The organism is Legionella sp. PATHC035 (assembly GCF_026191115.1).
Taxonomy (GTDB): Bacteria; Pseudomonadota; Gammaproteobacteria; order Legionellales; family Legionellaceae; genus Legionella.
The window spans coordinates 246,794-259,220 of the sequence record NZ_JAPHOT010000001.1 but is presented as its reverse complement, the minus strand read 5'-3'; the positions used below and the strand labels follow the sequence as shown (position 1 = coordinate 259,220).

The following is a 12,427-nucleotide window of genomic DNA, read 5'->3' as shown; positions in this document are numbered from 1 at the left end:
AAAAAATATATGATGCACTGGATTGTAAAAGAACCATTTGGTGTTACATGTTAGTTACCCAATGGTTTGGTTTCGATAGCCTCAATAAAATCGTCACTAATCATTTCATCTGTCTCATTTAATAGATGACGATTATCCAGCGATGCTAATTTTTCATAGAGCTTGACTAGTTTATTGACTAGAATGGGAAAATCTTTATCAAGCCTTTCTTTCTTTTTTACATGTTTCTCATGTCGTAGTCGAAGGATTAGATCGGGTTTGTCGAAAGTATCATATGCTTTTTTACTCGTTTTTTCGAATGCCATTTCTGCTTTTTCGAAATGGTGTATTGTTTTATTAAAATGGTTAATTATTTTATTTAATTCAGATAAGAAGTCCGCATTTTTTCCCTCATGTAATTCAATTTTAAGATGAATTAATTCAACAAAAATATTGAATAGCCATTGATAATGCAACACATCAAAAGGAGACATTTGATAACAAAAACAGGGGTTTAATTCGTGTTGCAATAATTCAATCGTCTGATCTGATGAGCAAGGACTTTGAAACAAAGGAACTTTTTTTCTTTTCGTATTTTTAAAAAAAGGAATATGCATGTATTCCGTAGTTTCTCTTATCAGTGGTTTAGCACTTATTTCTTCATTTAAACCATCGAACGATCCTTTACAAAGAAAGAGATTGAGCTGAAATTCGCCTTCTGCATGCTTCAAATAAAAATCTAATTTTTCTTCCTCTGTAGTCGCTCTCCCAGTATTTATCATGTCGATTTTTAGTCGATCACTTTGAGATTGATAATGCTCAATAACTGTTTGAGGCTGTGTATGATCAAATACCACGAATCGGGCTGTATGTGCTTTTTCAAACTCATCTTCATTAAGCAAAATGATGATGTTTGAAATACCAACCTTGTCCAGTTGATATAAGTGACCAAAAGGAATGTCAATATATTCAACATTTGCGAAAATTACTGAAATTTTCATTTCATACGCTCAAAGATTATGAAGTATTTTTTTAAGTATAGCCTAGGCGGTTAAGGAAACATAAAGTACGCAGGGCTTATAAAATCGCCTTATCTTTGAGGGTATAAACAGGAGTAGACTGTCCATGTATTTTCATAACAAGTCTATTTACTCCTCGTTGGCTGTTCTTGCTGTGGAGCAACTCCGGCATATAAAGCATCTAATCCTAATTAAAATCAAGAAACAATGGAGCATGATCAGAAACTTCATCATTCATGACAATGAACTGATTCACTACAATGTCTGGTGAGGTCAGAATGTAGTCCGCATATTTCTCGGGTTTTTTATAATAACGAGTTCTTGTCGATTTAATATTGTTCATCGTAATTAGATTGCTCATTCCTTGCTCAATTATGCGCATACTTTCTGTGTCAGGTCTTAAGTTAAAATCGCCACATAAAATTTTAGGCGTATTGATGGTATCCATAAAATGACGAATACGGTATGACTGATTGATTCGCTCAGGAGTATCCTTTTTTCCTTGCCCATTCCAGAGACCATGCACATTTAGAATGGAATAAATTTTTTTATTGATTTCGCATTCAACCCATTGCAAGTTTCGAGGATGGTTTAATCCTATTCCTGGATAATGTTGCTTTTGATGAATATTGATCTCTCCCTCTCCTAAAATATCAATGTTATTTTTTAATAACATCGCAACGCCATATACATTTTCAACAGCAGGCTTAAAAATTGCAAAATGATTAGGAAGAAGTCGTTGTAAGTCAGCAAATATATTTAAACTAAGTTCTCTATCTTCCTCAGTTATTTTACGGTGTGCGTTGTAATACACTTCTTGTAGGCAAAATATATCAACATCACGATGTTCATTGATAAATTTTAACAGGGGGTTTCTTATGTGTCCTCCCCATAAATTTAAAGTAATTAATTTCATTGATCATTGAGTCCCTGGCAGTCGTTATACTCCATATATTTTACCTCGGCGATTAAGACTCGTTTGGACTTCTCATTAACTCATATACGAGGGTAAAATATTTATTGGTCCTTTTTAGCTTCCTGAAGATATCTATAATGTAAATCGTGTACTCTTTTAGTTAACTCTTCGATCCCCATATTATTAATAATTATATCATCTGCATTTTCCAAACGTTTATCCCAATCGGGTTGAGTGGATAAAATAGCCTGAGCTTGTTTTTCATTGGATTGATCGCGTTGCATTAGCCGTGAGATTTGTGTTTCTTTGGGCGCACATACAAGCAACGTCCGCTTGATATAGGGATAAGTTTGTTTTGTGATCAGCAGGGGAATTTCTATAACACAATAAGGAGTGGTGCATTCATCAGCCCGCTTTTTAATTTCGTGTCGTATAAGAGGATGTAATAGTTGTTCAAGCCAATACCGCTCTTTGTGGTTAGAAAAAATGATTTCTCTTAATTTACTACGATCCAGTTCGTCATCTTCTTTAAGAATGCTACGACCATAATGCTCAAGAATTTTTGTGTATGCGTCTTTATTCTTTTGGGTTAGTTCCCTCGAAATTTTATCAGCATATATTACTTCCATACCCAGTTTGGAAAAAAGTTCAGCAACAGTAGTTTTCCCACTCGCTATATCACCTGTTATTCCAACACAATAAACCATATTTTATATCTCATTTTGATTAATACATGTTACTACATTCATATAACAAGTATAAGGCACTGGACTCTTATGTTTGCAGTATGCTAGAGCAGCCAATGCAGCATCTTCGCGATTGGGATAAAGATTACTTCGCCATGATAATGCTTCCCTGTCCAAAGCGGTACATCGCCACATGGGCATGACATTGATACCGTTAATGAATCGAATACAGCCCATCTTAGTTGTTCTACAGGTAGCTGGCGCCTTACTGTTTTTTTTACATTCAGCATAAGAAAGATTCAATGCTATTTTTTGATAAGGACTTTGTGAAGACCATTTGGCATGAGTCGCATCATGAGCGAAGCATTGCCAATAATTTCCCTCTGTATCTAAAGGTTCAGCAAAACTTGGTACTGAGATTCCTAAAAGCAGCAAAAAATACCATCCTATGTTCTTATTCATTTTTCTCCCCCTGAATCAGTTCAATTAATTGTTCCACATGCAAGGCCTTTGAAAAAAACCAACCTTGAAGGAATCGAACATCATTTTGTAATAAATAGTCGTGTTGCTCTTTGGTTTCTACACCTTCTGCAATAATAATTAAATTAATTTTTTTTGCTAAATGAATTATTGCATCATTTAATGTCTCTGCGATGGCCTTAGTCCCTATGGCATGTACAAATAATTTATCGATTTTAAGATAATTAAAAGGATAATACTGTAGATAGCTGATGCTCGAATGTCCTGTTCCATAATCGTCTATAGCCAATGAATAACCGGTTTTTCTAAGTTCATGCATCCTGTTGATGTAAATTTTATTATTCATATCGAGTAAATAGCGTTCTGTTATTTCCAATAATATTTGTCCAGGTGAAATAGAATAGTGCTGCACAAGTTTATAAAACTTGGGAAAAAAATGACTATCAGTAAAATGTAGGGCACAAATATTAAAAGATAAATAGAATGTAGGATGATTTTTTAAGATATTTTTGGCTTCTTTAAATGCTATTTCAATAATTTGTAATGTTATCGGGACAATTAACCCTGTATTTTCAGCTTCCTCTATGAACAGATCAGGCATTATAATTTCATCATAATTATCCTGCCATCTTAATAGGACTTCAGCTCCGGAATAGGTCCTGGATTCTGCATCAAATAATGGTTGGTAAACAGGGTAAAATTGTCTGCCGCGAAGTGCTTGTTTTATTGCTCCATGCAAAGAGTAATGTTGAATAAAAATATTCTTAATGACAAAGTATAAAAAAATTGAAAATACCAAAACATCGAGAGCAAGCAAAATTTGATTAAACCATAGACTATTCATCATTACGTGCTTGGGTTCAGATACTATGAGTAAAACTCCATTAAGACTTGATAATTTGGCTGTGGCAAATACTCTTTCTGATGCGAAAGATGAGTCAGATGTTAAATGACCTATCCAGGATTTGTCGTTTACTTTTCCCACTTGAATCAGTTCTTTCTTCTTATTTACATCATACAAGGTGACGGTACGTGAAACACTATCTGGTGTTTTCAATATATTTTCCAGCATCGAGGACATCATCACTACCTCTACCTGATAATCACCAATTTTTTTTTGTATTGCATAAATTGGAAGATTAAACATAGGTGTTGTTAATGGCCCAATAATCATCTGGTGTAGATTACGACCCAGGAGAAAGGTCTGATTGAAAGGTAAGGTGGAACATGTAATTTGATGTTTTAGATTGCGGATGGCCAATCCCGAGATTTGTGGATGATTGATGACGATGTGTTGTAAATAAGGAATAAAATCGACTGAACACGAGAGCTTATTTTTTTGATCAGATGGAATTTGATATGCGCTCTGAAATATATCATTAATAAAGTGATCGACCTTTTGTGATAGTTTAGTGCTTTCCTCGGTAACCAAGGTGAGAGAGTTGGTGACGTTATTATGCCAATTGACATATGAGAAGACTGCAAGCAAAAAAATGGTGAAAAATATCCAGAATAATTTGAATCGTTTGTAGACAAAAAATGTCAAGTTTCTGCATATTTTGCGCATAATTATGGTGTTACATAGGCTCCCTTTATAGAGTGTAGTGTGATTTCTGCTAATTTCCCAATTACTTCATGACTTGTATTTAACGGAGGAAGCCAGTAAAGCGTGTTTCCAATTGGTCTTATTAATGCACCATGATTTAATGCCTGCTGATACACTTTATTCCCTATACGATCATGTCCTATTTCCTCAAGATCCGCTGCGACAACTGCGCCAACTCCTCGAACATTGCTTAACCTGCCTGAAATTTGCGCTATTTCAGTCAAAGTACTTAACATGTATTCCCCGAGGTTTTGAGCTTGCATGAGGATATTTTCTTCATGCATGACACGTATGGTTGCCAATGCTGCGCTCACTGCGAGTGCATTACCGCTGTAGGTGTGTGAATGAAGAAACGATTTACCGCTGGCATAATCAGCGTAAAAAAGTTCGAAAATAGAGCTATCAATCATGATACAGCTTAAAGGAATGGATCCTGAAGTTAATCCCTTGGATAGACAAATCAGATCCGGTTCTACATCAGCATGGTGTGAGGCCAGCCATTGGCCTGTACGTCCCATCCCCGTCATTATTTCATCAGCAATAAGATAAATATTATTGCTTTTAGCCCAGGATGAGAGTTTTTTAAGAAAGTCGGGGCTATAACACAACATTCCTCCTGCGCCTTGAATCAACGGCTCAACAATTATGGCGCAGACTTTGTCGCTTACTGCTGCTAATTCTTTTTCTACAGCAGTCCAATACGAATCACAATCACTCCATAAAAGATCTTTATTGCCAGTGATATAGGGAATATTTTGAATAAAATGACACGTTAGACCAAATGAAGTGTAGGGGGATTTATAAAGGCCTAGATCACTGATACTCATTGCACCTAATGTTTCTCCGTGATATCCATTTTTAAGAGCGATAAATTGATTCTTGTCGGTGAAGCCTTTAATTTGGCTTGCATGAATGGCCAATTTCATTGCTATTTCAACTGCACTAGAGCCATCACTGGCAAAGAAAACATGTTGTTTTTGAGTGATTTTTGCAAGCTCTTCTGCCAATTCTACAAGTTGGGGATGTGTAGTATTTGCTGCAATAACATGTTCAAAATGGTTCAGTTGTTCAGTTATTGCTGCCATTACGGCCGGATGGCCGTGTCCTAATGATTTACACCACCAACTGGAAATGGCATCAATCAAAGGCCCTTTATTCGTGTGAAGATAACTGCCTTGCGCTTTTTCAACAAGCAGTGGAGGGCAGGTTTCAAAATCCTTCATTTGGGTGCAAGGGTGCCAAAAATGTTTCAAATCTCTACTTATTAATTGATGCACGTTAACCATTTTTAAAATTTTGGTTGACAAGATTGGGAGGCACTTTATCATGTTCGCCATGTAAATAAAATGAGAAATATCGATGCAGCTGAATTTTGCTTCACTTTGCCTAACATAGAGAAGCATCATTTTATCTGGATAATGGATTGGTGTAGTGTTGGTCATTCCAGGTCCAGTGTTGGAGCTCTACTTGGCCTCACCATGTGCTGATACGAAGTTATTGGCTACGTTGGGCATGAATATCGGATTACTCACTGACGCATCAAGGCTACATTGTTTTTATTTCCTTAATAGGAGGAACTGTTGTGACCCAAACTAAGAAGCACTGGTCTATTTCTGACATTACAGCTCTTTATGAGCAACCATTTAATGATTTGTTGCACCAGGCGCATGCTGTACATAGAGAATATCATCAACCTAATTCGTTGCAATTCGCTACTCTACTCAGTATTAAAACAGGTGCTTGTCCTGAGGACTGCGGTTATTGTTCACAAAGCGGCCACCACAAGACTCATGTAGAAAAAGAAAATTTAATGTCAGTTGCTGAGGTATTAAAAGCAGCTCAGGAAGCTAAAGAGGGTGGTGCCAAACGCTTTTGCATGGGAGCTGCTTGGCGTTGTCCACCAGATAAGGCCATGAATGAATTACAAGAAATGATTAAAGGGGTGAAGTCTTTAGGTTTGGAAACGTGCATGACTTTAGGAATGTTAAATCAAGAGCAAGCTGCTTGTTTAAAAGAAGCCGGTTTGGATTATTACAATCATAATATCGACACATCACCTTCTTATTATGAGAAAGTAGTAACGACACGCAAATTCAGCGAGCGATTGGATACGTTAAATAATGTGCGAGAAGCCGGAATTAATGTATGTTGTGGTGGTATTTTAGGTTTAGGAGAGACACGCGAAGATCGTATTGAATTTTTATTAACTCTAGCCAACATGGAAACGCCTCCCGAAAGTGTTCCTATAAACCGTTTAATTCCAGTAGAAGGTACACCTCTTGCGAAAGCTCAGCCAGTCGAAGGGATTGAGTTAGTTCGTACGATTGCAACTGCTCGAATACTAATGCCTAAAAGCGTCATTCGTTTGACTGCTGGAAGAACTGAAATGAGTGATGAATTACAAGCACTTTGTTTCTTTGCTGGAGCAAATTCTGTATTTATTGGTGATAAATTATTAACAGAGGAAAATCCTCAAAGAGTAAAAGATAAAGCCCTATTTAGCAAGCTAGGTTTAACTGAGATGGTTTAAATGCCTATAAGTCACAAGATTAAGGATTATACGAATCAGCTCGCTCAAGAAGGCCTATTAAGAAATAGGATAATAAACGCTGATGATTCGTCATTAATCCATTTTGACAGTAATGATTATTTGTCGCTAGGTAGGCACCCACGAATTGCAGAAGGATACCAGCGAGGGTATGCTCTGTATCCTTGTGGAAGCGGTGCCTCAATGTTATTAAGTGGCTATCACCCCAATCATCGAGCAGTTGAAGAGGCATTTGCTAACTTATTGGCGGTAGATGATTGTATTTTATTTTCTTCAGGATATGCAGCAAATCTTGCGGTTACAGCCTTACTTGGTCAATTAAAAGTCCATTGTTTTATTGATAAAGAAATACACGCATCAATTTATGATGGCTTAGCTCTATCACAAGTAAACTATACACGCTATCTACATAATAATTTAAATGACTTAGACCGTAAATTAATAACTTATGCCAATGGATCCGCATTAATTACTGAGGGAGTTTTTAGCATGAGTGGCCAAATCGCTCCTTTGGCAAAACTGTCCTCTTTGTGTAGTACAAACCAAAGTGCACTCTTGGTTGATGAGGCTCATTCTTTTGGGCTCCTAGGCGCTCAGGGAAGGGGGGCAGTAGCGTATCATGGTTTAACTCAAAACGAAGTTCCGTTGAGGATTATTCCTCTAGGGAAAGCCTATGCTGCTCAAGGTGCACTGGTTGCTGGTAAAGCAGATTGGATCTATGCTTTATTACAAGCCGGTCGCTCTGTTATCTATTCAACTGCCATAAGTCCTGCCTTAAGTTATGGCTTGTTGCATGCATTGGAATTTGTAGTTAATGCAGAAGATAGAAGGTCGAAATTAACACAACTCATTACGCTATTTCGATCCTATATCAAAGAAACTCCGCTAAATTGGTCTGATTCAATTACCCCAATTCAGCAACTTCAATTAGGCTGTCCGCATTTGGCATTATATTATGCTCGTGAGTTGAAGAAAAAAGGAATTAGCTGTTCTGCTATAAGACGGCCTACAGTCAGTGCCAAAGCATCCGGTTTGCGCGTCATTTTAAATTACAATCATACTCCAGAACAGATCCGGGAGTTATTTAATCAATTAAGTGTCATTTATGAATATCAGCATCAGTAGTTATGGAAAAGGATTCCCTATTGTGTTTCTGCACGGATGGGGATTTGACAGTCGAGTTTGGTTGCCATTAGTGCTTAAACTTTCCATGGAGTATCAGCTCATCTTAATTGACTTGCCTGGATTTGGTCATAGTCCAATCATGGACTGGGATTCATTCAAAACGTTTTTATTGAGCCAATTACCCCCACAATTTGCATTAGTAGGTTGGTCTATGGGGGGCTTATATGCCATCCGTTTTGCATTAGAAGAACCTGAACGAGTTCACTCTCTTATTAACGTGACATCATCACCTCGATTTTTGCACACGGATCGATGGCCAGGGGTTTCTCAGGATGTTTTTAAAAAATTTTACAAAAAATTATTACAAGAGCCAAAGGGTACTTTAAACGAATTTATGGAACTCAATGGATTAACTATTCATGATCGAGTGCAGCATCTGCCTAATAAACTTCCCTCTCCCGAAGGGTTGAAATTAGGCCTTGAAATTCTAGAAGAATGGGATTTACGAGAGGAGCTGAAACAGTTTGCTAAACCCACGTGTTTTATGTTTGGTCGTCTTGACCCCATTGTTTCCATTAAAACAATGAGTTCGATGCAACTGAATTATCCCAAGTTTCATTATATTCTGTTCAAAAGAGCGGCACATATGCCTTTTTTATCTCATATCGATTTATTTATCGAGGAAATCCGAGGATTTATTCAATGAAGCGATTTTTTATTACGGGTACTGATACAGATTGCGGTAAAACCTATGTAACGGCAAGTCTGTTAGATTATTTTTCATCGGCAGCTGCAATTAAACCAGTAGCAAGTGGATGCATGGAAATAGAAAATACACTAGTGAACAGTGACGCGCAGAATTTACAAAAAAACAGCAAGATAAACATCCCCATGGATGTAATCAATCCATGGCGATTTAAAGCTCCGGTTTCCCCTCATATTGCGGCACAGAATGAGGGAGTGTGTTTAAGCGTTACTGAAATTGCAGACTATTGCCTTAACTTGCAACTGGAGGGTATTGAAACATTATTCATTGAGGGCGCGGGTGGGTTAATGGTGCCGCTAAATGACAATCAAACATGGATTGATTTTTTACAGATTACCCAGCTCCCTGTTATTTTAGTGGTTGGCATGAAATTAGGATGTATTAATCATTCGTTGTTAACGGAAGCTGTTTTGCATGCAAATAACATTCAATGCACGGGATGGATTGCAAATTGCATTGACCCAAACATGGAGGCTTTATCAGCTAATATTAATACATTAAAGCAAAAACTTACTGCCCCTCTTTTGGCGGTACTCCCATTTGCTGGCAAGATTACAATGATTGATTTTTAATAGCCGGAATGAATACCTAGGTGACGTCGGAAGCCGTTTTTTTTCCTTTTACTTGTTGTTTCCATGACACTATTGTATGTTAAACAAGACATACATTAATGAAGGGATAACTATGTTAATTCGAGATAAATTAGTGCAATCAGTAATGACTGCTTTTTTTGTTTTAGTTGCAACGGGAAGTTCAGCAGCTGACAACAACGATACAAATTCCACAACGGAAAAATGTTATGGAATTGCTAAAAAGGGAATGAATGATTGCGCTACTGCAACAGCTTCATGCGCCTCTTCTGCGACTAAAGACAAACAAAAAGATGCTTTTATATTGTTACCCAAAGGACTCTGTGAGCGGATAGTTGGTGGCAGTCTCAAGCCTGAGTAAAAGTTTAAATACAATTATTTCAAATTCTCATTAAAAAAAGGAAGTTAATAATGAAAAAAATTTTAGGATGCTTGTCCTCATTCTTGTTTATGGCACTCACTTTTTCTATGACGCCAATTCATGCCGCACCAGAAACGTATACATTGGATAAAAACCATACTTTTGTGTTGTGGAGCATTGATCACTTGGGCTTTTCAACTCAATATGGTAAATGGTATGGGACCGGTCAATTAATTCTTGATAAACAGAATCCAAGTCAAAGTAAAGTCAACGTGAAGATTGATGTTGCGGATATGGTTACCGGTATTCCAGAGTTAGATAAGCATCTAAAAAGTAAGTTGTTTTTTGATACGGAACATTTTCCTACTGCGACTTTTGTCAGTACCAAGGTAACTCCTAAAGGTGATAATAAAGCAACTGTTGATGGTACCTTAACTTTGCGTGGTGTGAGTAAACCTGTGGTATTGGATGTGACCTTAAATAAAGAGGGAATGAATCCCATTAGTAATAAGATGTCAGTTGGCTTTACAGCCACTACCACTATAAATCGTTCTGATTTTGGGATAAATGCTTTCCTGCCTTCTGTAGCTGATAAAGTAAACCTCTCAATTGGGGCCGAAGCATATCAGGATAAGAAATAGGGACTTCTCATGCAAATCAAAAATAGTGCAACTCACTTTGGTATTGTTGCTATAGTATTTCATTGGGTTATTGCTTTGTTAATTATTGGGTTGTTAGTGCTAGGGTTGTACATGGTCTCTTTACCATGGAATCCCCAAAGATTGAAATTCTATGGTTGGCACAAAGAGTATGGCTTGTTGGTCCTTTTTTTGGCAGCTTTTAGAATTATTTGGCGTCTGAGCAATGAACAACCTGAGCTTGCTTTGCCTTTGTTGGAAAAAATTGCTGCTCGCAGTATGCATTGGGCTTTTTACTTGTTCATGTTTGCCATGCCAATTACTGGTTGGTTAATTACTTCGGCTGCTGGATTACCAGCATCATTTTTTGGCTTGTTTACCTTACCTAATCTTATCGCACCAGATGACAGTAAAAGGATTCTATTTGAATGGATCCATGAATGGTTGGGGTATGCACTCATCGCAGCAATTTTTATGCACAGTGCCGCTGCTCTAAAACATCACTTTATTAATAAGGATGATATATTACGGAGAATGTTCCCATGAAAATGATAAAGTTTGTTTTCGTTTTACTTTTTTTGAATAGTACTTATGCAAATGCCTTACCTGAATGGACACTTGTTCCCAGTGAAAGCAGTATAAGTTTTACAGCAACCCAGAACAATGCACCTGTTACTGGTTCATTTAAAGAGTTCACCGCAACAATAAATGCTGATCCGGCACATTATCAAGACAGTAAGGTCGATGTGGTAGTGAATACTAACTCCCTCACTATGTCCTACGCAGAAATAACTTCAATATTACTCAGCTCCGATTGGTTTAATGCCAAAGAATTTCCCAAAGCTGAATTTAAATCGACCAAGTTCACTAAAAAGGATGATAAAAATTATGAGGCTGCTGGAATATTAACCATAAAAAATAAATCTCTACCCGTAGTACTTACTTTTACAGCAGTTGAATCACCTAAAGATCATCTTGTTGTTGAAGGACATACCACAGTAAAACGATTAGACTTTGGTATAGGCCAGGGCGATTGGTCAAGTACTAGTGAAATAAAAGATGAAGTGACCATAAACTTTAAAGCGGTTGCTGTGCTTAAAAAATAAGTGCATTACATTAAATTGAAACCTTAAAGTGATAGTTTGGACAGTGTTCCAGACTTAATTTTATGAACAGACTAGGTGCGATGCACTCTACGCTGGTTTTCTGGGAGATCTTCATCATAACTCAGTGCCACATGATGGAGATCTCTCGCTCGTGATTGACGAATAGACTAAGCATTACGCTTTAAATACCATTTTTTCTTTAATTCAAGAAACTTAGCCTTTTGTTTCTCATTTAAGAGTGAGAACATCTGATGTTGCATCATTATTCTACTTTTTAACATAGAGCCTCTGATTTTACTTATTTTCTCTATTAAAGAATCAAGTTTTGCTTCATCAATTTTATTGGATTGAATCATAGCGTTAATTTGACTGCGAAGTAATCTGAGTTGACCGTAGTTTTCTTTGAATGCAGCTCTAGCTTTTTCTTTATATGCTTTAATTTTAGCTTTTTGATCCGCAGTGAGGTTCAGCTCTTGGGCTAATCTATCGAATCGGTGATGGGAATTACACTGCTTCGAGCCACCAATACACGCAAAACTTGGTTGGCCAAATGTTAGTACAAATACGACGGTTGATAACCAGAGAATTTTTTTACTCATTATCCATT

Annotated in this window: 15 protein-coding genes; 8 read left to right on the top strand and 7 right to left on the bottom strand. The window is 37.1% G+C overall.

Annotation, left to right across the window (positions count from 1 at the left end):
* Positions 1 to 50 precede the first annotated feature (50 nt).
* The 6 genes from OQJ13_RS01145 to bioA form a co-directional block, all read right to left on the bottom strand.
* Positions 51 to 980: a hypothetical protein gene (locus tag OQJ13_RS01145; RefSeq protein WP_265708583.1), complete on the bottom strand. Its 930-nt coding sequence runs from the start codon at positions 978 to 980 to the stop codon at positions 51 to 53.
* A 205-nt stretch (positions 981 to 1,185) separates the two neighbouring features.
* Positions 1,186 to 1,914 (bottom strand): endonuclease/exonuclease/phosphatase family protein, encoded by a 729-nt coding sequence (locus tag OQJ13_RS01140; RefSeq protein WP_265708582.1) that lies wholly within the window; start codon positions 1,912 to 1,914, stop codon positions 1,186 to 1,188.
* A 101-nt stretch (positions 1,915 to 2,015) separates the two neighbouring features.
* A complete protein-coding gene (gene coaE / locus OQJ13_RS01135; RefSeq protein WP_265708581.1) occupies positions 2,016 to 2,621 on the bottom strand; it encodes a dephospho-CoA kinase in 606 nt (201 codons plus the stop codon).
* Positions 2,622 to 2,624: 3 nt separating this feature from the next.
* Positions 2,625 to 3,062 carry a hypothetical protein gene (locus OQJ13_RS01130; RefSeq protein WP_265708580.1) on the bottom strand — a complete coding sequence of 146 codons (438 nt, stop codon included), beginning with the start codon at positions 3,060 to 3,062 and terminating at the stop codon, positions 2,625 to 2,627.
* Positions 3,055 to 4,626, bottom strand: coding sequence for an EAL domain-containing protein (locus OQJ13_RS01125; protein ID WP_265708579.1), 1,572 nt, complete (start codon positions 4,624 to 4,626; stop codon positions 3,055 to 3,057). The genes OQJ13_RS01130 and OQJ13_RS01125 overlap by 8 nt, the downstream gene beginning before the upstream one ends.
* Before the next feature lie 23 nt (positions 4,627 to 4,649).
* Positions 4,650 to 5,972, bottom strand: coding sequence for an adenosylmethionine--8-amino-7-oxononanoate transaminase (gene bioA, locus OQJ13_RS01120; RefSeq protein WP_265711863.1), 1,323 nt, complete (start codon positions 5,970 to 5,972; stop codon positions 4,650 to 4,652).
* A 296-nt stretch (positions 5,973 to 6,268) separates the two neighbouring features.
* On the opposite strand from bioA, the gene bioB reads away from it, so the two are divergent.
* From bioB to OQJ13_RS01080, 8 genes are all read left to right on the top strand, one after another.
* Positions 6,269 to 7,216 (top strand): biotin synthase BioB, encoded by a 948-nt coding sequence (gene bioB, locus OQJ13_RS01115; RefSeq protein ID WP_265708578.1) that lies wholly within the window; start codon positions 6,269 to 6,271, stop codon positions 7,214 to 7,216.
* The gene (locus OQJ13_RS01110) at positions 7,217 to 8,359 is read left to right on the top strand and encodes an aminotransferase class I/II-fold pyridoxal phosphate-dependent enzyme (RefSeq protein ID WP_265708576.1); all 1,143 of its coding nucleotides are present in this window, start codon (positions 7,217 to 7,219) and stop codon (positions 8,357 to 8,359) included.
* A complete protein-coding gene (locus OQJ13_RS01105; protein ID WP_265708575.1) occupies positions 8,340 to 9,065 on the top strand; it encodes an alpha/beta fold hydrolase in 726 nt (241 codons plus the stop codon). The genes OQJ13_RS01110 and OQJ13_RS01105 overlap by 20 nt, the downstream gene beginning before the upstream one ends.
* The gene (gene bioD, locus OQJ13_RS01100; RefSeq protein WP_265708573.1) at positions 9,062 to 9,697 is read left to right on the top strand and encodes a dethiobiotin synthase; all 636 of its coding nucleotides are present in this window, start codon (positions 9,062 to 9,064) and stop codon (positions 9,695 to 9,697) included. The genes OQJ13_RS01105 and bioD overlap by 4 nt, the downstream gene beginning before the upstream one ends.
* A 112-nt stretch (positions 9,698 to 9,809) precedes the next feature.
* Positions 9,810 to 10,076, top strand: coding sequence for a DUF2282 domain-containing protein (locus tag OQJ13_RS01095; RefSeq protein WP_028380471.1), 267 nt, complete (start codon positions 9,810 to 9,812; stop codon positions 10,074 to 10,076).
* Positions 10,077 to 10,126: 50 nt separating this feature from the next.
* Positions 10,127 to 10,717, top strand: coding sequence for a YceI family protein (locus tag OQJ13_RS01090; RefSeq protein WP_265708571.1), 591 nt, complete (start codon positions 10,127 to 10,129; stop codon positions 10,715 to 10,717).
* A 9-nt stretch (positions 10,718 to 10,726) separates the two neighbouring features.
* On the top strand, positions 10,727 to 11,260 hold the full coding sequence (locus OQJ13_RS01085; RefSeq protein ID WP_265708570.1) for a cytochrome b: 534 nt from the start codon (positions 10,727 to 10,729) through the stop codon (positions 11,258 to 11,260).
* Positions 11,257 to 11,820 (top strand): YceI family protein, encoded by a 564-nt coding sequence (locus tag OQJ13_RS01080; RefSeq protein ID WP_265708569.1) that lies wholly within the window; start codon positions 11,257 to 11,259, stop codon positions 11,818 to 11,820. Before OQJ13_RS01085 ends, OQJ13_RS01080 begins: the two co-directional genes overlap by 4 nt.
* A gap of 167 nt (positions 11,821 to 11,987) precedes the next feature.
* Here OQJ13_RS01080 and OQJ13_RS01075 read toward each other — a convergent pair whose 3' ends face one another.
* Entirely contained in the window at positions 11,988 to 12,419 is a 432-nt protein-coding gene (locus OQJ13_RS01075) for a Spy/CpxP family protein refolding chaperone (RefSeq protein ID WP_265708568.1), read from the bottom strand.
* Positions 12,420 to 12,427: the final 8 nt, after the last annotated feature.